The organism is Xanthomonas sp. fls2-241-TYG-148 (genome assembly GCF_030208815.1).
GTDB classification, from domain to species: Bacteria; Pseudomonadota; Gammaproteobacteria; order Xanthomonadales; family Xanthomonadaceae; genus Xanthomonas; species Xanthomonas campestris.
In genome coordinates this window covers 863,605-884,975 of sequence record NZ_JARVTE010000001.1, presented here as the reverse complement: position 1 = coordinate 884,975, position 21,371 = coordinate 863,605, and the positions used below count along the sequence as shown (strand labels likewise).

The following is a 21,371-nucleotide window of genomic DNA, read 5'->3' as shown; positions in this document are numbered from 1 at the left end:
TATCGAGATAGCTGAACTAGATCCTCAATAAAGCTCAGCGCGGGGGCACGCCCTGCCGTGTGCACCTAAGATATTTCTTCATACATTCCGATGGAATTAACGATGCTGGCCAAGACTTCACTAGTGGCTTTTGCCGTGGTTGCAGCGTTATCAGGGTGTAAGCGTGTATCTGATGACAGTGCGTCTGGTCATGCACCGACGGCGGTGTCTTCGACGCCTCCTGTCGTTCCGAAATCCACTTTCGATATCAGCGAACTCGGTTCCGCAGTCGAGGCATGCCAGAACTTCTATGGGTTCGTGAATGGCAGTTGGGAGAAGGCGAATTCTATTCCGCCAGACCGAAGCAGTTGGGGCGTGGTTCCTGGGTTGATGGAGAAAACTCTCTCGACCCAGCGCGACATCGTCGAACAAGCTGCCAAGCAGACTGATGGTCAGGGGGACGTGGTCGCCCGTAAGCTTGGGCTTCTCTATGCCTCCGGAATGGACGAGGCAGCCATCGAGGCCGCTGGCGCGCAACCGATTCGTCCGCAGCTGGAGGCCATTGCCGCGCTTTCTTCCGCGAAGGATGTCGCCTCTTACATCATGCAACGCCACGCCGAGGGGGACGCGCAGGTATTCAAGTTCAGCGCGCAATCCGACTTCCGCAATGCAAACATGCAGATTGCGTTCGCAGATGAGGGCGGCTTGGCGCTCCCGAGCAAGGATTACTACAGCGCCCCAGACCACGCCGCTGTGCGCAAAGCGTATCTGGCCTATATCGCCAAGTCCTTCGAACTCACTGGCGTGTCTGCGGATGTCGCAGAGGCACAGGCGAAAGCTGTTCTTGCACTTGAGACCCGCTTGGCTGCTGCGTCGTTAGCGCCGGTTGAGCAGCGGGACCCCAAGAAGGGGTATCACTTCGTCAGCCTGGCTGAGGCGGATAAAGCAACCCCACATTTTTCTTGGACCACGTTCTTTCGAACCCAAGACGTGGACGTGGGACCCGGCTTCTCTTTATCGCAGCCGAAATTTTTTGCTGCATTCGACCATGAATTGGCCACGGCGCCGGTGGCCCAGTGGCAGGCCTATCTGAGCTTTCATGCGATTGATGACGCATCCAAGCAGCTCAGCAAGGCGTTTGTCGACAACAACTTCGCGTTTTATGGAAAGGTCCTGACTGGGCAGCCACAACCGGATCCCCGCTGGAAAAGCGTGCTGGGCGTGGTGAACGATGCCATGGGGGAGGGCCTGGGCCAACTGTATGTCGCAAAGGTCTTCACGCCGGAGGCGAAGCAACACGCAGCTGAGCTGGTCGACAACATTCGTGCCGCGCTCAAGGTGCGTATCACGCATGTCGCATGGATGAGTGAGCAGACCAGGGCGAAGGCGCTGGCGAAATGGGACACCTTCCTCCCGCGCATCGGGTACCCGGACACGTGGCGTGATTGGTCCGGGCTCGATCTCACGCCGGGCGCTTACTACCGGAATGTGCAAGCAGCGGCCAAGTTCAACTACCGCTACAACATCGATCAGGTCGGCAAGCCAACCGATCGCAAGCGCTGGATCACGACGCCGCAGACAGTCAATGCGTTCTACTCCCCAAGTGACAATTCCATCAATTTTCCTGCAGCCGTTCTGCAACCTCCGTTTTTCGATGCCACAGCGGATGATGCGCTGAACTATGGAGCGATCGGTTCGCTCATGGGCCACGAGGCGACGCATGGCTTCGATGACCAAGGCAGTCAATTTGACGGGGCGGGCAACAATGCCAATTGGTGGACACCGGTAGATCGCACTGCGTTCGAGCAGCGCGCTGAAGGTTTGGTCAAGCAGTTCAATGCCTATGTGCCGCTAGCGGACCATCCCGAGTTGCACGTCAACGGCAAGCTGACCCTGGGCGAGAACATCGCGGATCTTGGCGGACTCAACGTTGCCTACGATGCATTGCAAGCCAACCTGCGCAAGCATCCGGAGCATGCAGTCACAGTAGATGGCTACACCCCGGATCAGCGCTTCTTCCTTGCCTTCGCCCGGAATTGGCGCTGGCTCACGCGTGAGGAACGGCAGCTGGTTCAATTGGCTGCCGACCCGCATGCCCCAGCCAAAGTGAGGGCCATTGCAGCTCCTTCGAACATGCCGCAATTCGCTAGCGCTTTCGCGTGCAAGGCAGGTGACCCAATGGTGCGCGGCGAGAAAGACCGCGTGGTGATCTGGTAAGGGCTTGCTGTTGCCTTCAGGCGTGGGTGCCAGGGTAGGCGAAGGACGAGCTGCTTGGCGGTACGGCCAGGTTCGAATGGCGCGCTGGGCTCCGTGGCTGATCCATGACTGCCCACGCTCGCGGTCCTGGATCGACGTCCCGGTCGTGGGTCGTGGTCACGTCCAGCGCGCTACGCCTGGGCGTGCTTGGGGTAGATAGCACTCAGCACTCAGCACTCACCAACTGCCGGTTAGCTCACTGCCGTGTGGGCTGCCGAAGCGGTGTGCTCAGCTTGGTGGTGCCGGGCCGCCCTTATGCGGCGCAGACGCATCGGTGCGCGGACGTAGCTGGATGACGAGGCTAAGCCATCTCTAGTGATGCCTTGAGCCTGCAGGGCATGCAAGAAGGGCTCGCATTTCTGCAGAGCCCTCCCACTACAACTCAGCTACTGACAACAAGCTGCTGCCGGCAAGCGGCTGCGTCAATCTGCCATCACCTTATCCGGCGTCATCGGGGTGCTGCGCACGCGCTTGCCGGTGGCATGGAAGATGGCGTTGCACACTGCCGCGGACACGCCCACCAGGCCAATCTCGCCGACGCCTTTCGCGCCCAGGCTGCTGACCACGCGGTCATCCTCGTCGGCGAAGATCACCTCGATGTCGTGGATGTCTGCGTTGGCGGAGACGTGGTACATGGCCAGATCATGGTTCATGAAGCGGCCGAAGCGGTGGTCGGACTGGGTCTGCTCGTGCAGGGCCTCGCCGATGCCCCACACCACGCCGCCGATAATCTGGCTGCGTGCGGTGGTGGGGTTGAGGATGCGCCCGGCCGCAATGGCGCTCACCACGCGGGCAACGCGCACCGTGCCCAGCTCCTCGTCCACGCGCACTTCCACAAACACCGCGCTATGCGTGGCACGGGTGTATTTGCGCTGCTTGAGCACGTTGGGCAACAGCAGGAACTTGTCTTCAATGTGATCGAGCTTGGCCTCTGCCAACACCTGGGTGAGGGCAATGGCGCTGCTGCTGTCGGCGCGCAGTGCGAGCGTGCCATTGGCGAACACCACATCGTCCGGCTTGGCCTTGGCAAAGCGCGAATCCGGCATTGCCTGGGCAAGCCGCAACAGCCGCTTGCGCAGCTTGGCGCATGCGCCATCCACCGCCGAGCCGATCGTGGTGACATGCGAAGAGCCGCCTTCGATCGGTGCGACCGGCAAGGTGGAATCGCCCAACTGAAAGGTGACCTGCTCCATCGGCAGGCCCAGCGCTTCGGCGGCAATCATCGCCATCACCGTGTAGGTGCCCGTGCCGATATCGCTGGCGGCGCTGCTCACCACCAGGCGGCCGTCGGCATGCAGCACCGCGTGGGCACGCGCAAACATCTGCATCGCATCCCATTGCCCGGTGGCCATGCCCCAGCCGACCCATTCGCGCCCCTCCTTGCGTGCCCGCGGCTGCAGCGGCCGCTGCGCCCAGCCGAAGCGCTCTGCGCCTTGTTCGTAACACTCGCGCAACGCCTTGCTGGAATAGGGCTTGTCGTCGGCGGGATTGACCTCGGCGTAGTTCTTCAAGCGCAACGCAAGCGGATCCATGCCGATCTCGTAGGACAGCTCGTCCATCGCCACTTCCAGCGCATGCACGCCGTGCGCAGCGCCGGGCGCGCGCATATCGATGGGGGTGTACTGATCCAGGCTCACCAGGTTGTAGCCCAGGTGCACGTTGTCGCAGGCGTACAGCTGGCCGCTCCAGTTGACCACCACCTCCACGTAATCCTCGATGCGCGACGTTTCGGCGATGGCTTCATGCCAGATCGCGCGCAGCGTGCCGTCGCGATCGGCACCGAGCTTGAGCCGTTGCACCGTTTCCGGGCGGTGGCCGAAGGTGAACATCTGTTGCCGCGTCAGCACCACACGCACCGAGCGATCCAGCAGGATCGAGGCCATCACCGCCAGCGCCAACTGGTATTGCGGGCGCAGGCCGGAGCCGAACGCACCACCCACATACGGATTGCGCACGGTGACCTTCTGCTTGCTCAGCCCGAACACGTGCGAGACATACCAGCGGCTGTTCTGCGAGCCCTGGGTCTTGTCGTAGATGGTGAAGTGGCCCTCTGCATCGCGGATCACCGTGGAGGCGAAAAGCTCCATCGGGTTGTGGTGTTCCACCGCGCTGTAATAGTCGGCCTGGATCTGGTGCGCGGCATTGACGAAGGCCGTGTCCGGCTCGCCCTTGTCCTTGGGCGGCGGCGAAAAGCCGGCCTTGAGCGGCTTGGGCTTGTGCATGCGGCCCAGGTTGGCCATCAGGTTGGTGTCGTGCGGCTCGCTGGCGTACTCCACCTGGACCAGATGCGCGGCATGGCGCGCGGCCTCGAAGGTTTCTGCCACCACCAGCGCGATTGGCTGGCCGCTGTACAGAATGGCGTTGTCGTACAGCGGCCGGAACGGCGAGCCGGCCGGTGCGGTCATGTCCTTGTAGAACAGGTCCATGCCGCGCATGTGCGGGCGGTTTTCGTGGGTCACGATTTCCAGAACGCCGGGCACCGCGCGTGCGGCCTCCAGGTCGAAGGCAACGATGCGGCCCTTGGCAATGCTGCTGTTGACCACCACCCCATACGCCAGGTCGGGCACCGGCCATTCGGCGGCGTAGCGCGCCTGGCCGGTGACCTTGGCGCGCCCATCGATGCGCGGCATGCCGGTGCCGGTGGGGCGGTGCCCGGTGCCAGGGTCGGCGACCGGTGCAATGAGCTCGTCGGGGCGTGCATTCATGGGGAGTCCTCCAGCGCGCTGGTGCGTCCGCGGTTGTCGATGGTGCCTTCGCGCGCGACGTCGAGTGCGCGCACGATGGTGCGGTGTGCCAGCGGAATCTTGAAGGCGTTCTCGCCTTGCGATTGCGCGCCCTGCAGCAGTGCATCGGCCAGTTGCGCAAAGGTGTGCGGCGTCGCCGGCATGCCAACCACGTGCGCTTCTGCCTCCGGCAGGCGCCAGGGCTTGTGCGCCACGCCGCCCAGCGCCACGCGCACGGCGCGGATGCTGCCATCGTCGGCAAGATCCAGCGCCGCGGCGACCGATGCCAGCGCAAAGGCATAGGACAGCCGCTCGCGGATCTTGAGGTAGGCACTATGCGCCACGAAGCGCTGTGCATCCGGCAGATCGATATGCACGATGAGCTCGTCCGGCTGCAGCGTGCTGTCGAGCTCCGGGTGCTCGCCAGGCAGGCGATGGAAATCGGCAAAGGCGATGTCGCGCGCGCCATTGGGGCCTTGCACGTGTACCACCGCATCCAGCGCCGCCAGCGCCACGCACATGTCGGAAGGATGCGTGGCAATGCAGTGCGCACTGGCGCCCAGGATGGCGTGGTATTTGGTCAGGCCGCCAATCGCCGAGCAGCCGGTGCCGGGCGCGCGCTTGTTGCACGGCGTGGCGCGGTCGTAGAAATACACGCAGCGGGTGCGCTGCAGCAGGTTGCCGCCATTGCTGGCCATGTTGCGGATCTGCGGCGAGGCACCGGCCAAAATCGCCGCGCTCAGCAGCGGGTAGCGTGCCTCAACTTCGGGGTGATAGGCGGTGTCGGCATTGCGTGCGAGCGCGCCCAGACGCAGACCGCCCGCCTCGTTGGTGGTGATCTCGCCCAATGGCAGGCGGTTGATGTCCACCAGCTGGCTGGGCCGCATCAGCTGCAGCTTCATCAAGTCAGTGAGGTTGGTGCCGCCGGCGATCAGGCGTACCGGCGCTTCGGACGGGACTGGCTGCGGATCAGTACCGCGCGTGGCGATCGCCCCGACTGCCGCTTCCATGCTCTCCGGGCGTGCATAGCTGAGCGGAATCATGCTGGCACCGTCCCTGGGGTCCACGGGGTGTCGGCCGATTCGCTGCTGTCCGAGGGTGTGCCCAGTACTTCCATCACCGCATCGGTTATCTGCGGATAGGCGCCGCAGCGGCAGATGTTGCCGCTCATCAATTCGCGCACCTGATCACGATCGTGCGCCTGGCCTTCGTTGATCAGGCCCACCGCCGAACACAACTGCCCGGGTGTGCAATAGCCGCACTGGAAGGCATCGTGGGCAATGAAGGCGCGTTGCAGCGGATGCAGCTGTTCGCCTTCGGCCAGGCCTTCGACGGTGGTGATGTCCGCACCGTCCTGCATCACCGCCAGGGTGAGGCAGCTATTGATGCGACGGCCATCGACCAAGACCGTGCAGGCGCCGCATTGACCGTGGTCGCAGCCCTTCTTGGTGCCGGTGAGATCGAGACGATCGCGCAGCAGGTCGAGCAGGCTCACCCAGGCTTCGAGCTGCAGTTGATAAGGCTGACCATTGATGCGCAGCGCTACCGGGTAGGTGGGCGCAACAGTGGTGGCGGTGGCCGGTGCCGTGTCACGGGCTGCGGCGGGAGTGGCATTCATGCGAGCCCCGTGGCGATGGCTGAGAGGGTCTTCACCTTGACCGCGCGGCGGTCAACGCAGGGTGTACGCAATGCGGTGATGGTGTTCACATCGATGCGATGTTTGACGCTGAACTGTGCAACGCAACGTGCAACGGGCGGCAGGCCGAGCTCGCCGTTTGCGTTGCACATGAAAGAGACTGGAACTGAATTCGTCAGCTGTGCGGTGTTGCGCTCCACGCCAATCGCAGGGCGTGCGACAGCGGTCTCGGTATCCTGTGCAGATGATGACGAGGTTGCAATGAGCCGGCGCGGCGGCAGTGCCGATCTTCCGCTGCATGGTGGGTGTGTGCCGCGCTGGTTGGGCGAGCGGATGACGCGGCTGGGCACTGTGATGTGCGAGGCCATCGTGCACACGTATGGGCGCGATGAATTGTTGCGGCGGCTTGCGCATCCGTTCTGGTTTCAGTCCTTCGGCGCGGTGATGGGGATGGACTGGCATTCCTCCGGCATCACCACCAGCGTGATGGGCGCACTCAAGCGTGGGCTGACGCCGTTGTCTGGCGAGCTGGGCATTCATGTCTGCGGTGGGCGTGGTCGGCATTCGCGCGCAACGCCTGCCGAGTTGCTGGCAGTGGGCGATGGCGTGGGGCTGGATGGCGCTGCGCTGGCACGTGCCAGCCGCCTGGTCGCCAAGGTGGACAGCGCCGCGGTGCAGGATGGCTTTGATCTGTATCTGCACAGTTTTGTCGTCAGCGACGAGGGGCGCTGGGTGGTGGTGCAGCAAGGCATGAACGGGCAACGCAAGCAGGCGCGCCGCTATCACTGGTTGTCGGAAGGGCTGAGCAGTTTTGTGGATGCGCCGCACGCGGCGATCGATGGGCCGCAGCAGGGCAACATCGTCAACCTGGCCGACCATCGCGCCGCTGCCGCGCGTGAGGCGCAGGTGGCGTTGTTGCAGGCGCTGGCGCCGGATCGCCTTGCCCGCGAATGGCAGCGCATCGACGCCGCGCAGGCGCCGGTTGCGCCTGCTGTGGCGCAGACGCCGGTCACCGGTGACCTGTTTGCAGGCCAGGGCTGGGATCCTGCGCAGCAACCGCATCTGAGCATGCCCGACCATCACGACGTACGCAGCGAGAACGTGATCACCCGCCGGTTGCATGCCAGCCTGGCGGCTGCGGCCGAGTGCGGCCCCACCGATTTCACCGCGCTGTTGCAGGTGCCGGGCGTGGGGGCGCGCACTGTGCGCTCGCTGGCGATGGTGGCCGAGGTGTTGCATGGCACAGCGTGCCGTTTCAGTGACCCGGCGCGGTTTTCGCTTGCCCACGGCGGCAAGGACCGGCATCCGTTTCCGGTGCCCACGCGTGTGTTCGATCACACCATCGGCGTGCTCAAGCAGGCGATGCAGCAGGCCCGGCTTGGCAACGAGGAGCGGCTGCAGGCGATTGCGCGTCTGGATGTGCAGGCACGTCGGCTGGAAGCCAGCGCACGCGGTCCCTCGGTAGAGGCGTATATCGCGCAGGAACGCGTGGATGCGCACCGCTATGGCGGGCGCAGCGTGTTCGGTTGGGAGCCGCCGGTTGAGGATCATCAATCGCTTGCGTCGCAGGCGCAGCGCAAGGCAGGCCAATGAGCGCGCAACTGCGTCGTGGCAAGGTGGCCATCGACGGCCGCTGCTTCACCTATGTGTTCCCTTGCCAGTGGGAAGACCATTGCAAGATCGGCTTTTCGCGCGACCCGCTGGGCCGCATCAGTAGCCTGCATCCGCGCTGGTTTGCGTTCTTCGACCTGGAGCGCGGCGTGTTGGTGGAAGCCGAGCGCGAACGCGATGCGCGGGATCTGGAGCTGCAACTGCGCCGGCCCTTAGGTGAGCACAACGCACCGGCGCCGATGGCGATTCGCAGCGCAGCGGGCGGGCACACCGAATGGTTTCGCGGTGTGGGGCAGGCACTCGATGTGGCAGTGGCGCAGCTGGAACAGCAGGGGTATCGCGTGTTCGCACTACAGGCGTGGCTGCAGGCGGCAATGGCCCAGCGGATCGATCGCCTGTACGACTGGTCGCTGTTGCAGTTGAGCCAGAACGAACTCGACGGCGTCACCGGGCCCACCGCAACGCAACAGATGCTGCGCGACGTGCTGGATGGCTACCGCGCATTGGAGCTGCCACTGCAGGCGCATCTGCCCGGCGTGATCTGGGACTGGTACTGCCGCTGCGCATAGCGAAGCGCATTGCCACCGCCTTGACGTGTGCAGCGACAGCATCGGCGCAACCGATGAGGAGACGCGCCCATGCAGTACGCAACGCTGGAATTGAGCAACGCATTCAAGGTGCTGTTTTCGCTGCGCCAGGTGCAGGCGGCAGAAATGGTGATTGCGCCGGGCGATCGCGAAGGTGGCCCGGACAATCGCCATCGCGGCGCCGATCAATGGCTGTTCGTGGTGGACGGCGCGGGCGAGGCCATCGTGGATGGCCACACGCAGGCATTGCAGGCCGGCAGCCTGATCGCGATCGAGCGTGGCCAGGCGCACGAGATTCGCAATACCGGCGACACGCCGCTGAAGACGGTCAACTTCTATCACCCGCCTGCCTACGATGCGCAGGGCGAACCATTGCCGGCAGGCGAAGGCTGATGCGCAGCGCGACGCATGCAGACCGGTAGCGTGTTGTTCAACGGCCTGCTGTTCAATGGCCCGTTGGTCGACAGCACGTTGTTCAACAGCAAGTGAGTGGGTTGTCGACCATGCGTTGACGTGGCGGTTGTTTACATCGGCACGTCACAACGCACCGGGAGCACCCCATGCCAGAAGCCAAGACGCGTCGCGCGGCCGCCCAGGACAAGCGCGAGGGCAAGTCGGCCAGTACCCAGGCCGGCGAATACGTCAAAGAAGAAATCGAACACGTGCGCGAAGGCAAGCATGGTGCCAAGAGCACCAAGCAGGCGATTGCGATTGGCCTTTCAAAGGCACGCCGCGATGGCGTGGATGCCAAACCGTCCAAGAGCGCGTCCAAGAACACAAAGAAGAAGGCGGCGCAGGACACCAAGGCGGCCAAGAAGACCACCGCCAAGACGGCAAAGAAGACCACCAGCAAAACGACCAAGAAGACGGCGAAAAAGGCCACCAAGAAAGCGACCAAGAAGACGACGAAACAGGCGGCCAAGAAAGCCACCAAGAAGACCTCGCCCACGCGGTCGGCAGGCGCCAAGAAGGCCTTGAAGACCGCCAGCAAGAAGACCACCGCCCAGCAGGTTGCCGGCACCCAGGCATTGTCGCGCCAGGCCAAGAGTGCAGCGGCCAAGCGCAGTTCCAGCAGCCGCTCGGCAGCGGCCAAAAAGGCCGCCAAGACCAAGGGCCCTGGCGTGCGCAAGGCTGCCGCCAAGAAAGCGGCGGCGACGCGGAAGCGGTCGGCGAGCAAACGCGAGAGCTGATCGGTTCTGCTGCCACTTTGTGCGCCCCGACGAGAGGGCGGGGCGCCGTGGTCACGCGCACTGTCCCGCGGCCCAAGCTTCTTGATGGTGAACCTGCGCCGTACCCTTAGCGGTCGTCCGGCGCAGGGTCGTGGCCCGCTCCTGGTGCCAGTACAGGCGTTACAACTCCCTCGTGCCACAACACCAGTCCGGCAGCTGAGCGGCTCAGGTCGGCGATCTCGCCTGCTGCGACGGTTGGGTGTACAAATGTACACCTTGTTCCGTGGCTGGTCTTCCCGATGGATGGTCTCTCTCCCAAGCGCGCCGCCGTGCTGGCGTTCCTGCAGCAGCAGGCCCAGGCCGGCCTGGCACCCAGTCTGGCCGAGATCGCGCAGGCGTTCGGGTTCGCCTCGCGCAATGCGGCGCAAAAGCATGTGCAGGCCCTGGCCGAGGCGGGGTTGATCGAGCTGGTGCCCAACCGCAAGCGCGGCATCCGCGTACCGGGCGGGGCCGGGCCGGATGCGCTGCTGGCGCTGCCCGTGCTGGGCCGGGTGGCGGCCGGTGTGCCGATCGGTGCGGACATCGGCCTGGACCGGCAGCTCTGGCTGGACCGCAGCCTGTTCGCGCTGCGGCCGGACTACCTGCTGCAGGTGCAGGGCGATTCGATGATCGACGACGGCATCCTGGAGGGCGACCTGGTCGGCGTGCAGCGCAGCAGCGACGCGCGCAATGGCCAGATCGTGGTGGCGCGCGTGGATGGCGAGATCACCATCAAGCGGCTGGAGCGCAGCGCCGATGCCATCCGCCTGCTGCCGCGCAATCCGGCGCATGCGCCGATCGTGGTGGCCGACGATGCCGACTTCGCGATTGAAGGCGTGTACTGCGGCCTGATCCGGCAGGGCTGAGATGAGCGAACCTGTCCCGCTGCGGCAACACGGCAATGCCGCCCTGGCCATGCCGTTGGATGCCTTGCTGGCGGCGCGCACGGTCTGGCGCGCCGGGCACGGCACGGCCACCGCCAATGGTGGCGAATCCACCGGGCATGCCGCGCTGGATGCGGTACTCCCCGATGGCGGCTGGCCGCGCCGCGCATTGACCGAACTGCTGTTGCCCGCCCACGGCATCGGCGAAATCGCATTGCTGCTGCCCACGCTGGCGCGCATGACCGGCGCCGGCAGCCGGGTGGTGCTGGTGGCGCCGCCGTACGTGCCGTATGCGCCTGCCTGGCAGGCGGGTGGGGTGGCCTTGCAGCAGCTGGAGATCGTGCAGGCAGAACCGCGCGACGCGCTATGGGCCTTCGAACAATGCCTGCGTAGCGGCGCTTGCGCGGCGGTGCTGGGCTGGCCACAGACCGGCGATGCGCGCGCACTGCGGCGCCTGCAGGTGGCTGCGGACAGCGGCAACTGCTGCGCGTTCGCGCTGCGTGATCGTCGCCATGCGGTGAATGCATCGCCGGCGGCGTTGCGGCTGGAATTTCTGCCCGAGCGCGATGCCTGGCAGGTGCGCAAATGCCGCGGCGGCCAGGTGCCGTCGCAGCCGTTGCGGCTGGCGCATTGAGGGCCGCGCATGTTGTGGGCCTGCATTCTGTTGCCGCAGCTGGCACTGGACGATGTGCTGCGGCGTCGCGAAGACACCCAGGCACCGTTGGCGCTGGTGGAAGGGCCGGCGCAGCTGCGCAGCCTGCATGCGGTCAACGCCGCAGCGGCAGCGGCCGGCCTGAAGCCGGGCATGCGCCTGTCGGCCGCGCACGCGTTGATGGCCGAGGTGCAGACCTGCGATTACGACCCGCAGGCCGAAGCGCGCTGCCAGCGCTTTCTCGCGTCCTGGGCCTACCGGCATAGTTCGCTGGTGAGTCAGCAATGGGGGCGTGCCATCGTGCTGGAGGCGGGCGCCAGCTTCCGCCTGTTCGGGCCATGGCCGCGCTTCGAGCGCCGCCTGCGTGAGGAACTGCAGGCATTGGGTTTTCAGCACCGGCTGGCCTTGGCGCCAACGCCGCGCGCCGCGCGCGTACTGGCCGGCTTGCGCGACGGCATGGCAGTGACCCAGCTGCCCGCACTGCAGGCCTTGCTCGACAAGGTGCCGGTGCGCCGTGCCGCGTTGCCGGGCGATGCCGGCGAGCGCCTACAGCACATGGGCGTGCGCACATTGGCGGCGTTGCGTGCGCTGCCCAGCGAAGGGGTGCGGCGGCGCTTCGGCGGCGCCTTGCTCGACCATCTGGATCGCCTTTACGGCCAGGCCGACGACCCGCTGGAGTGCTACGCACCACCAGACCATTTCGACCAGCGCGTGGAGCTTGGCTACGAGGTGGAAACACACCCGGCGCTGCTGTTCCCGCTGCGCCGCCTGATCGGTGACCTGTGCACGTATCTGTCGATCCGCGATGGCGGGGTGCAGCGTTTCCTGTTGCGGCTGGAACACGAAGAAGGCGCCACCGATGTCGACGTGGGCCTGCTCACGCCCGAGCGCGCGCCGGCACTGCTGTTCGAGTTGGCGCGCAACCGCCTGGAGCGCGTGGAGATCCCACGGCCGGTGGTGGCGATGCGCCTGCTGGCCAAACAGTTGCCGCCGTTCGTGCCGGCCATGCGCGACCTGTTCGATCAACGTGCGCAGCAGTCGGTGGACTGGCCGCAGCTGCGCGAACGCCTGCGCGCACGCCTGGGCGACGACGCGGTGTACCGCGTGCTGCCGGCAGATGACCCGCGCCCGGAGCGCGCCTGGCAGAAGGCCATCGGCGATGACATGCGCGAAGCCGCCGCACCACCGCGCCCACCGCGGCCGACCTGGTTGATGCCGCTCCCGGTGCCGCTGCACGACCCGCATCTGCGCATCGTTTCCGGCCCAGAACGGCTGGAAAGCGGCTGGTGGGACGATGCCGAAGCGCGCCGCGATTATTACGTGGTGGAAACCTCGCGTGGCCGGCGCGCCTGGGTGTTCGCATCGCCCGGCCGCACCGATGGCTGGATGCTGCACGGGTGGTTCGCATGAGATGGCCTGCGCCCAGACGGCGTGTGCGTAGATGCGTCGGCAGGCTGGAAGGCATTGCAGGCCGATTCGCGCGCATCACGCCAGCCTGCGCTATCTCCCCGCAGCCAACGGCGGCTACTGCGCCGCAAACGCTTGTCCAACGGCCGGCGGCACCCAGCAGCGCACCTGCGCATGCACATCCCGAACAGCGTCCGCAGCGTGGTCGCGGCCACGCCACTGCGCCATCGATGCTGCCTGGTGATCGTCTGCCACAGTGTCGGCCTGTGTGGTGGCAGCGTGGCGCCACGTGCAGCCAACCATGAGTTGGGACGATGCCATCGATGGCGTGGATCGCGACACGCCCGGCGGGCGCATGCCGCGCGGCTGGACGGTTGCCGCGCGGCTGCGTGCGGCCAACGACGACATCACCCATGCCGCAGTGGCCGATACGCTGCCGGCGTATGCCGAGCTGCACTGCCTGTCGGATTTTTCGTTCCTGCGTGGGGCCTCCAGTGCCGAGCAGCTGTTTGCGCGTGCGCACCACTGCGGCTACAGCGCATTGGCCATCACCGACGAATGCTCATTGGCCGGCATCGTGCGTGGGCTGGAAGCTTCGCGCGCCACCGGCGTGCAGCTGATTGTCGGCAGCGAGTTCACCCTGGTCGATGGCACGCGCTTCGTGCTGCTGGTGGAGAATGCGCGCGGCTATCCGCAGCTGTGCAGTGTGATCACCACCGGCCGGCGTGCGGCAGGCAAGGGCGCATACCGGTTGGGGCGTGCCGAGGTGGAAGCGCACTTTCGCGATGTGGTCCCGGGCGTCTTTGCGCTGTGGTTGCCTGGTGATCAACCGCAGGCCGAACAGGGCGCCTGGCTGCAGCGCGTGTTTGCAGAGCGCGCATTCCTGGCGGTGGAACTGCATCGTGAGCAGGACGATGCCGCACGCCTGCAGGCCCTGCAGGCGCTGGCCCAGCAGCTGGGTATGAGCGCGCTGGCCAGCGGCGATGTGCACATGGCGCAGCGGCGCGACCGCATCGTGCAGGACACCCTGACCGCCATCCGCCACACGCTGCCATTGGCCGACTGCGGCGCGCATCTGTTTCGCAATGGCGAACGGCACCTGCGTCCCCGGCGTGCGCTGGGCAACATCTATCCGCATGCGTTGTTGCAGGCGTCGGTGGAATTGGCGCAACGCTGCACCTTCGATCTTTCAAAGGTGCAGTACACCTATCCGCGCGAGTTGGTGCCGCAGGGCCATACGCCGGCCAGCTATTTGCGCCAACTCACCGAAGCCGGCATGCGCGAGCGCTGGCCCGAGGGCGCGCCGGCCAATGTGCTGGCGCAGATCGACAGCGAGCTTGAGCTGATCGCCTACAAAGGGTATGAGGCGTTTTTCCTCACCGTGCAGGATGTGGTGCGCTTCGCGCGGGCGCAGCACATCCTGTGCCAGGGGCGTGGATCTTCGGCCAATTCGGCGGTGTGCTATGCGCTGGGCATCACCGCGGTCAACCCGAGCGAGACCCGGTTGCTGATGGCGCGGTTCCTGTCCAAGGAGCGCGACGAGCCGCCGGATATCGACGTGGACTTCGAGCACGAGCGGCGCGAAGAAGTGCTGCAATACGTCTACACCAAATATGGCCGCGAACGCGCTGCACTGGCAGCCACGGTGATCTGCTACCGCGGCAAGAGCGCGGTGCGTGATGTCGCCAAGGCGTTCGGCCTGCCGCCGGACCAGATCGCGTTGCTGGCCAATTGCTACGGGTGGGGTAATGGCGACACGCCGATGGAACAGCGCATCGCAGAAGCCGGGTTCGATTTGGCCAACCCACTGATCAACAAGATTCTTGCAGTCACCGAGCACCTGCGCGATCACCCGCGTCATCTGTCGCAACACGTAGGCGGATTCGTGATCTCCGACGAACCGCTGTCGATGCTGGTGCCGGTGGAAAACGCGGCGATGGCCGATCGCACCATCATCCAGTGGGACAAGGACGATCTGGAAACCATGAAGCTGCTCAAGGTTGATTGCCTGGCCTTGGGCATGCTGACCTGCATCCGCAAGACGCTGGATCTGGTGCGCGGCCATCGCGGGCGCGACTACACCATTGCCACGCTGCCGGGCGAGGATGCCGCAACCTACAAGATGATCCAGCGTGCCGATACGGTGGGCGTGTTCCAGATCGAATCACGTGCGCAGATGGCGATGCTGCCGCGGCTCAAGCCACGGGAGTTCTACGACCTGGTGATCGAAGTGGCGATCGTGCGGCCCGGCCCGATCCAGGGCGACATGGTGCACCCGTATCTGCGCCGGCGGCAGGGCTATGAGCCGGTCAGTTTCCCCTCGCCAGGCGTTGAGGAAATCCTGGGCCGCACGCTGGGCATTCCACTGTTTCAGGAGCAGGTGATGGAGCTGGTGATCCATGCCGGCTATACCGACAGCGAGGCCGACCAGCTGCGGCGGTCGATGGCGGCCTGGCGGCGCGGCGGCGACATGGAGCCGCACCGTGTACGCATCCGCGAACTGATGGCCGGGCGCGGCTACGCGCCGGAATTCATCGACCAGATCTTCGAGCAGATCAAAGGCTTCGGTTCCTACGGATTCCCGCAAAGCCACGCCGCCTCGTTCGCCAAACTGGTGTACGCCAGTTGCTGGCTCAAGCGGCACGAACCGGCGGCCTTTGCCTGCGGGCTACTCAACGCGCAGCCGATGGGGTTCTATTCGGTCAGCCAGATCGTGCAGGACGCGCGCCGCGGCAGCCCGGAGCGCCAGCGTGTGGAGGTGTTGCCGGTGGATGTGTTGCACAGCGACTGGGACAACATCCTGGTCGGCGGCCGGCCGTGGCACAGCGATGCCGACCCCGGCGAGCAGCCGGCGATCCGGCTGGGATTGCGCCAGGTGAGCGGCCTGTCCGAGAAGGTGGTCGAGCGCATCGTTGCCGCACGCGCGCAGCGGCCATTTGCCGACATCGGCGACCTGTGCCTGCGCGCGGCGCTCGATGAAAAGGCGCGCCTGGCCCTGGCCGAAGCCGGCGCGTTGCAGTCGATGGTGGGCAATCGCAATGCCGCGCGCTGGGCCATGGCCGGCGTGGAGGCGCGCCGGCCGCTGCTGCCCGGCAGCCCGGCCGAACGCGCGGTGGAACTGCCTGCGCCGCGCGCCGGCGAAGAGATCCTGGCCGACTACCGCGCGGTGGGCCTGAGCTTGCGCCAGCATCCGATGGCACTGCTGCGCCCGCAGATGCTGCAGCGGCGCATCCTGGGCCTGCGCGAGTTGCAGGCGCGCCGGCATGGCAGCGGCGTGCATGTGGCCGGGCTGGTCACACAGCGGCAACGCCCGGCCACCGCCAAGGGCACCATCTTCGTCACCCTCGAAGACGAGCACGGCATGATCAACGTCATCGTGTGGTCGCACCTGGCCATGCGCCGCCGCCGCGCCTTGCTGGAATCGCGCCTGCTGGCGGTGCGCGGCCGCTGGGAACGCGTGGACGGTGTGGAGCACCTCATCGCCGGCGACCTCTACGACCTCAGCGACCTGCTCGGCGAGATGCAGCTGCCGTCGCGGGATTTCCATTGACGGCAGCGGTGTGATTGTTGGGCATGCGCTGCGCCGCTGGCATGTGGTTCGCATCAGGCACATCAACCCCGCGTGCGGCCGCGCCTGCTTGTGGCAATGACGGCACCAGGCCGGCGACTGCTGCTCGGAATTGACATCCACGGCGACGTACACTCAAGTCGTGCCCGCCGCCTTGCTGCTGCGCGCTGGTGAGGTCTGTAGCCGTTCCACTTCCTATCAATGAGGCGACCATGAAGTTGGAGGTTCTGTTCGACCAGTTACACACCTTGCCCACTGTGCCCAAGTTGGCGCAGGACCTGATTCGCCAGTTCGATAATCCAGACACCAACATCGACACCTTGGCGCACACCATCGAACGTGATCCGGTGATTGCCGGCAAGGTGCTGCGTCTGGCCAATTCCGCGCGCTTCCACGGGCTGAACGATTCCACCAGCGTTGGGGATGCTGCGATGCGGCTCGGCTTCAACACGCTGCGCACCTTGGTACTGGCCTCGGCGATGACCGGGGTATTTCGCGCGGGTCCGGGTTTCGATCTGAAGGCCTTCTGGCGCCGCACTTTCGAGGTGGCAGGCATTTGCCGTCTGCTGGCGCGGCAGCACCGTGTTGACCCGGAAACCGCATTCACCTGCGGCATGATGCATAACATCGGCGAATTGCTGATCCAGTCCGGCGCGCCGGAATACGCTAACCGCATCAATCATGACGCATCGTCGGCAGGCCATGCCGCGGACGAAACCCTGCACTTGGGATTCGGCTACCCGGAAGTCGGCGCCGAACTGGTGCGCCGCTGGCACTTGCCTGTCGTGATCCAGGATGCCATCGCGTATCAGGTGCGCCCGGCCGCTGCGCCTGATGGTGCGCTGATGCCCTTGGTGGTTGCCCAGGCGGTGCATGTCTCCGATGCGTTGCACGCGCACGGCGGAGCGACTCCCGCCGCGCTTGCCGCCGCGCGCGGCCCGTTGATGGACAGCATCGATCTGGATGCCTTGTTCGCCACCTTGCCGGATGTGATCGAAGCCGACCGCGCGTTTGCCGAATTGCTGCACTGACACGCGCCGGTGATGCTGCCGCGTGAACCGCTGCGTGCTTGCAACTGCAGCGGTTCATTGCGCAGCTGCTTGCGATCTGCATCTCCCGACGAGCCGGTACTTTGCCAGCCCACGCGCAGATGCATGACGCACCGCCGCCTGAGTCTGGAATGGTCCACATCCGCTTTCCCGCAGATGGCAGCGGCGCGAAAGTGCGCCGCCGGTCGTGTGCGGCAGGCTCGGAGCGACTCAGTCTCAATGGCCTGCATCGCCTTTGGCCATCCCACCGGACGCTTGCTGCGCCCACACCTGCATTCCCACCCGCCACAGATCGCACACTGTCACGCCGCGCCGCAGCTGGACGGAAACCGCTGCAGGCGCTAGCGTGATGCGGATTTTTTGCCTCAGGGGAATGCCCAATGCGCCATGACGCGCAGCCGCGCCAGCTCACCTTCCGTGCCGTCGTGCTGGCCATCGTGCTGGCGGTGGTGTTGTCGGCCGCCAATGCCTATCTCGGTCTGTTCGCCGGGTTGACCATTGCCACCGCCATTCCGGCGGCGGTTGTCTCGATGGGCGTGCTGCGCCTGCTCGGCGGCGGCACCATCCTGGAAAACAACATCGTCCAGACCGGCGCTTCGGCAGGCTCGTCGATCGCGGCGGGGGTGATCTTCACCATCCCGGCGCTGGTGATCATGGGCTACTGGCCGGACTTCAAGTACTGGTGGGTGCTCGGCATCGCCGGCATGGGCGGCCTGCTCGGCGTGCTGTTCTCGGTGCCGTTGCGGCGCTCGATGATCGTCGAAGACCCGCTGCCGTTCCCCGAAGGCAAGGCCGCCGCCGAAGTGCTCAAGGCCGGCGAGAACCCCGGCCCGGGCCTGAAGATCCTGGCCATCTCCGGTGCCATCGGCGCACTGGTCAAACTGGGCGCGGCCAGCGGCCTGCGCGTGATCCCCGATACCTGGGCGCAGGCCACCTACCTGGGCAGCAGCCGCCTGGTCGGCTATCTGGGCACCAACCTGTCGCCGGCCTTGCTCGGCGTGGGCTACATCGTCGGCTTGAACGTCGGCATCGTGGTGCTGTCCGGCTCGATCCTGTCCTGGCATATCGCCATCCCGCTGTACCAGCAGTTCTTCATGGGCAGCGACCCGGCGCTGGCACAGAGCCTGGTGGATGCGCCGGCAGCCGATGCCGCGTTCGGTATCTGGGGCGCGAAGATCCGCTACCTGGGCGTGGGTGCGATGCTGATCGGCGGCGTGTGGACGCTGTTCTCGCTGCGCAAGTCGCTGTTCTCCGGCATCAAGAGCGGTTTTGCCGCTGCGCGTAAAAGCGGTGGCGGCGTAGTTGCCGAAACCGAGCGCGATCTGCCGATGAAGTGGATGCTGGTGGCGCTGGTGCTGTGCACCTTGCCGCTGCTGGGCCTGTACCAGGCCATCGTGCAGCAGTGGCACGTGTCGATCCCGATGACCATCATCATGATCGTGGCCGGCTTCCTGTTCGTGTCGGTGTCCGGCTACCTGGCCGGCCTGATCGGCTCGTCCAACAACCCGGTGTCGGGCATCACCATTTCCACCATCCTGTTCGCCTCGGCGGTGCTGGTGTTGCTGCTGGGCAAGAGCGGGCTGGTGCCGGTAGGCATCGGCGCCGCACCGTTGGGCGCGGTGGCCGCGATCATGATCGGCGCGGTGGTGTGCTGCGCGGCGGCGGTGGGCGGCGACAACCTGCAGGATCTCAAGGCCGGTTATCTGGTTGGCGCGACGCCGTGGAAGCAGCAGCTGATGCTGGGCATCGGTGCGTTCTCGTGCGCATTGATCATGGCGCCGGTGCTGAACCTGCTTGCCCAGGCCTACGGCATCGGCCCGGCCACGCCGCAGCATCCCAACTCGCTGGGTGCGCCGCAGGCCACCTTGATGGCCTCGGTGGCCAAAGGCCTGTTTGGCGGCCAGTTGCCGTGGAGCATGATCGCCATCGGTGCCGGCGTCGGCGCGGCCATCATTGCGCTCGACGAATGGTTGAAGAAAACCGGCAAGCGCTTCCGCGTGCCGGTCCTGGCCGCGGCGATCGGTATCTACCTGCCGCTGGAACTGATGGTGCCGATCTTCCTCGGCGGCCTGATCGCGCATCTGGTGGAGCGCTTCCACAATATCCGCGCCGACGACGAAGACGGCCGCGACCGCGTGCATCGTCCGGGCGTGCTGTTTGCCGCCGGCCTGATCACCGGCGAAGCCTTGATGGGCATCGCCATTGCGGTGCCGATCGTGCTGTCCAGCCGCGCCGATGTGCTGGCACTGCCGGCTGCTTTGCAACTCAATCAGTGGGTTGGCCTGGCGATCCTGGCCCTGGTGGGCTGGCTGCTCTATCGCGTCGGCAAGCGCGGCGAAAAAGCCGCCTGAGTCAGCGACACACACACGGCGCATGCGATGCATGCGCCGTCCTGGCAGGCGCGCAAGGCGACCTGCCTGCAGCGCATGCCGCTGCCCTCTGCACCATCCCAACGCACCGCCGCCGCAGACCGCATCGACGTCCCTGACGGCGCGTCGTCGTCTGCGGCCTGTCTTTGCGCCGACTTTATGCCAGGCCCAGCGCGCATGCATAGCGCCTTTATGCCGCCGCTCCGTATCGTGCCGTCTCCCGCACGAATGATGCGTTACGGCTGCCGCATGCCTCGATCGACCCCGCTGATCTTCGCGCCATAGGCCATCGCGCCGCCACTGTTGCCGACAAAAACGTTAGCCCAATCACACTGCGCCTCTTCCAATGTGCGGTTGCGGTCGCTTTTTGCCTGACGAGCTCGACAGTTCGATAGGATCGAGCAGACGCCGCGACTCCGGCGTCGTGCAGTCGATCCACCTCTCCACGCGCACCCCCGCCCACTCACTGCTGGTTTGTCGTGTCATCGATCCAGCGCTCTGCCATGGAGTACTGCAATGCTGACTGTGATTTCCCGTTCCTCGTCCCGCGCAGCGCGCACCCCTGTGCTGGCCATCGCCCTGGCCGGCGTGCTGTGCGGCCTGGCCTGGCAAGCGCAGGCGCAAGATGCCACCGAAGCACCGCTGTGCACCGATCGGCCGACCAAGGCCAATTCCACCTGTACCGTGCCGACCGGCGCCTGGCAGCTGGAAACCGACATCGGCAGCTACACCCGCGACAGCCAGCCCGGCACGCGCACCGAAACCTCGGTGTTCACCAATCCCACGCTCAAGTACGGCGTCAGCGACCGCATCGATCTGCAGCTCAACTGGGCGCCGCAGCTGCAGGTCAAGACCACCGATCGTGCCACCGGCGCACGCAGCAGCCTGAGCGGCGGTGGCGACATCTATCTGCGCATGAAGGCGCGCTTTTACGAGAGCGATACCGCCACCGTCGCGGTGCTGCCGTTCGTCAAGGCGCCCACCGCGCGCACCGGTCTGGGCAACGACGAGTGGGAAGGCGGCATCGCGCTGCCGATCAATTTCGCCTTGCCCAACAGCTTCTCGTTGACCTTCGGCCCGGAGGTCGACTGGCTGGCCGACAGCGATGGCAGCGGCAATCACATCGCGGTGATCAATGCGATCAACCTGGCCCGCCCACTGACGCCGAAGCTGTCGATGGCGGTGGAAGTGTGGTCCTCGATCAATCGCGACCCGACCGAAACCATCGAGCAGTATTCGGCCGACATCGCCGCTGCGTATCTGATCAACCCGCTGCTGCAACTGGACGTGGGCGCCAACTTCGGCCTCAACGACCGCACCCCGGATGCGCAGGTGTATGTGGGGTTGGCGCACCGCTTCTGATGCATGTGATGGGCCAGGGCAGGGTGAGTTGGCGGACATGCCACCGCGCTGCCAAGCATGGTCAAAGTTGCGAGGCGCCA

Annotated in this window: 16 protein-coding genes; 12 read left to right on the top strand and 4 right to left on the bottom strand. The window is 65.7% G+C overall.

All coding sequences use genetic code 11. The features are described 5' to 3' along the window. Positions 1 to 102: 102 nt before the first annotated feature. Entirely contained in the window at positions 103 to 2,196 is a 2,094-nt protein-coding gene (locus QRM60_RS03970; RefSeq protein WP_285445647.1) for a M13 family metallopeptidase, read from the top strand. Between the two features lie 461 nt (positions 2,197 to 2,657). Here the strand turns inward: QRM60_RS03970 and QRM60_RS03965 are convergent, their stop codons facing one another. From QRM60_RS03965 to QRM60_RS03950, 4 genes are read right to left on the bottom strand one after another with little or no spacing between them, the layout of a single operon-like run. After that, positions 2,658 to 4,940: a xanthine dehydrogenase family protein molybdopterin-binding subunit gene (locus QRM60_RS03965; protein ID WP_285445646.1), complete on the bottom strand. Its 2,283-nt coding sequence runs from the start codon at positions 4,938 to 4,940 to the stop codon at positions 2,658 to 2,660. Further along, positions 4,937 to 6,025, bottom strand: coding sequence for a xanthine dehydrogenase family protein subunit M (locus QRM60_RS03960; protein ID WP_164497969.1), 1,089 nt, complete (start codon positions 6,023 to 6,025; stop codon positions 4,937 to 4,939). Before QRM60_RS03960 ends, QRM60_RS03965 begins: the two co-directional genes overlap by 4 nt. Continuing rightward, positions 5,998 to 6,576 carry a 2Fe-2S iron-sulfur cluster-binding protein gene (locus QRM60_RS03955; RefSeq protein WP_050911653.1) on the bottom strand — a complete coding sequence of 193 codons (579 nt, stop codon included), beginning with the start codon at positions 6,574 to 6,576 and terminating at the stop codon, positions 5,998 to 6,000. Before QRM60_RS03955 ends, QRM60_RS03960 begins: the two co-directional genes overlap by 28 nt. Beyond that, positions 6,573 to 6,794 carry a hypothetical protein gene (locus QRM60_RS03950; protein WP_153065420.1) on the bottom strand — a complete coding sequence of 74 codons (222 nt, stop codon included), beginning with the start codon at positions 6,792 to 6,794 and terminating at the stop codon, positions 6,573 to 6,575. Before QRM60_RS03950 ends, QRM60_RS03955 begins: the two co-directional genes overlap by 4 nt. Positions 6,795 to 6,855: 61 nt before the next feature. Here QRM60_RS03950 and QRM60_RS03945 point away from each other — a divergent pair, with 61 nt between their 5' ends. The 11 genes from QRM60_RS03945 to QRM60_RS03895 all read left to right on the top strand — a co-directional run bounded on the left by QRM60_RS03945 (position 6,856) and on the right by QRM60_RS03895 (position 21,291). After that, positions 6,856 to 8,187, top strand: a complete 1,332-nt coding sequence (locus QRM60_RS03945) for a DUF763 domain-containing protein (protein ID WP_115555575.1) — start codon at positions 6,856 to 6,858, stop codon at positions 8,185 to 8,187. After that, the gene (locus tag QRM60_RS03940; RefSeq protein ID WP_285445645.1) at positions 8,184 to 8,774 is read left to right on the top strand and encodes a GIY-YIG nuclease family protein; all 591 of its coding nucleotides are present in this window, start codon (positions 8,184 to 8,186) and stop codon (positions 8,772 to 8,774) included. Before QRM60_RS03945 ends, QRM60_RS03940 begins: the two co-directional genes overlap by 4 nt. Positions 8,775 to 8,843: 69 nt before the next feature. Then, on the top strand, positions 8,844 to 9,185 hold the full coding sequence (locus tag QRM60_RS03935; RefSeq protein ID WP_115529990.1) for a cupin domain-containing protein: 342 nt from the start codon (positions 8,844 to 8,846) through the stop codon (positions 9,183 to 9,185). A 167-nt stretch (positions 9,186 to 9,352) separates the two neighbouring features. Continuing rightward, complete coding sequence (locus QRM60_RS03930) at positions 9,353 to 9,982, top strand: DNA-binding protein (protein WP_285445644.1); 630 nt, start codon at positions 9,353 to 9,355, stop codon at positions 9,980 to 9,982. 278 nt (positions 9,983 to 10,260) lie between these two features. Beyond that, positions 10,261 to 10,866 carry a transcriptional repressor LexA gene (gene lexA / locus QRM60_RS03925; RefSeq protein WP_040941660.1) on the top strand — a complete coding sequence of 202 codons (606 nt, stop codon included), beginning with the start codon at positions 10,261 to 10,263 and terminating at the stop codon, positions 10,864 to 10,866. Between the two features lies 1 nt (position 10,867). Continuing rightward, positions 10,868 to 11,518, top strand: a complete 651-nt coding sequence (gene imuA, locus QRM60_RS03920) for a translesion DNA synthesis-associated protein ImuA (RefSeq protein WP_014506979.1) — start codon at positions 10,868 to 10,870, stop codon at positions 11,516 to 11,518. A gap of 9 nt (positions 11,519 to 11,527) precedes the next feature. Next, positions 11,528 to 12,946, top strand: coding sequence for a DNA polymerase Y family protein (locus QRM60_RS03915; RefSeq protein WP_016944862.1), 1,419 nt, complete (start codon positions 11,528 to 11,530; stop codon positions 12,944 to 12,946). A 298-nt stretch (positions 12,947 to 13,244) separates the two neighbouring features. Then, complete coding sequence (locus tag QRM60_RS03910; RefSeq protein ID WP_285445643.1) at positions 13,245 to 16,493, top strand: error-prone DNA polymerase; 3,249 nt, start codon at positions 13,245 to 13,247, stop codon at positions 16,491 to 16,493. 230 nt (positions 16,494 to 16,723) lie between these two features. Further along, the gene (locus QRM60_RS03905; RefSeq protein ID WP_285445642.1) at positions 16,724 to 17,542 is read left to right on the top strand and encodes an HDOD domain-containing protein; all 819 of its coding nucleotides are present in this window, start codon (positions 16,724 to 16,726) and stop codon (positions 17,540 to 17,542) included. Positions 17,543 to 17,940: 398 nt separating this feature from the next. Beyond that, on the top strand, positions 17,941 to 19,911 hold the full coding sequence (locus QRM60_RS03900) for an oligopeptide transporter, OPT family (RefSeq protein ID WP_115572659.1): 1,971 nt from the start codon (positions 17,941 to 17,943) through the stop codon (positions 19,909 to 19,911). Positions 19,912 to 20,445: 534 nt separating this feature from the next. Then, entirely contained in the window at positions 20,446 to 21,291 is an 846-nt protein-coding gene (locus tag QRM60_RS03895; RefSeq protein WP_285445641.1) for a transporter, read from the top strand. The last annotated feature ends 80 nt before the right edge of the window (positions 21,292 to 21,371 follow it).

Excerpts from the sequence above, each read along its gene's own strand:
- QRM60_RS03970 (WP_285445647.1), top strand. The coding sequence starts at position 103 with ATGCTGGCCAAGACTTCACTAGTGGCTTTTGCCGTGGTTGCAGCGTTA.
- QRM60_RS03965 (WP_285445646.1), bottom strand. The coding sequence starts at position 4,940 with ATGAATGCACGCCCCGACGAGCTCATTGCACCGGTCGCCGACCCTGGC.
- QRM60_RS03955 (WP_050911653.1), bottom strand. The coding sequence starts at position 6,576 with ATGAATGCCACTCCCGCCGCAGCCCGTGACACGGCACCGGCCACCGCC.
- QRM60_RS03945 (WP_115555575.1), top strand. The coding sequence starts at position 6,856 with ATGAGCCGGCGCGGCGGCAGTGCCGATCTTCCGCTGCATGGTGGGTGT.
- QRM60_RS03940 (WP_285445645.1), top strand. The coding sequence starts at position 8,184 with ATGAGCGCGCAACTGCGTCGTGGCAAGGTGGCCATCGACGGCCGCTGC.
- QRM60_RS03935 (WP_115529990.1), top strand. The coding sequence starts at position 8,844 with ATGCAGTACGCAACGCTGGAATTGAGCAACGCATTCAAGGTGCTGTTT.
- QRM60_RS03930 (WP_285445644.1), top strand. The coding sequence starts at position 9,353 with ATGCCAGAAGCCAAGACGCGTCGCGCGGCCGCCCAGGACAAGCGCGAG.
- lexA (WP_040941660.1), top strand. The coding sequence starts at position 10,261 with ATGGATGGTCTCTCTCCCAAGCGCGCCGCCGTGCTGGCGTTCCTGCAG.
- imuA (WP_014506979.1), top strand. The coding sequence starts at position 10,868 with ATGAGCGAACCTGTCCCGCTGCGGCAACACGGCAATGCCGCCCTGGCC.
- QRM60_RS03915 (WP_016944862.1), top strand. The coding sequence starts at position 11,528 with ATGTTGTGGGCCTGCATTCTGTTGCCGCAGCTGGCACTGGACGATGTG.
- QRM60_RS03910 (WP_285445643.1), top strand. The coding sequence starts at position 13,245 with ATGAGTTGGGACGATGCCATCGATGGCGTGGATCGCGACACGCCCGGC.
- QRM60_RS03905 (WP_285445642.1), top strand. The coding sequence starts at position 16,724 with ATGAAGTTGGAGGTTCTGTTCGACCAGTTACACACCTTGCCCACTGTG.
- QRM60_RS03900 (WP_115572659.1), top strand. The coding sequence starts at position 17,941 with ATGCGCCATGACGCGCAGCCGCGCCAGCTCACCTTCCGTGCCGTCGTG.
- QRM60_RS03895 (WP_285445641.1), top strand. The coding sequence starts at position 20,446 with ATGCTGACTGTGATTTCCCGTTCCTCGTCCCGCGCAGCGCGCACCCCT.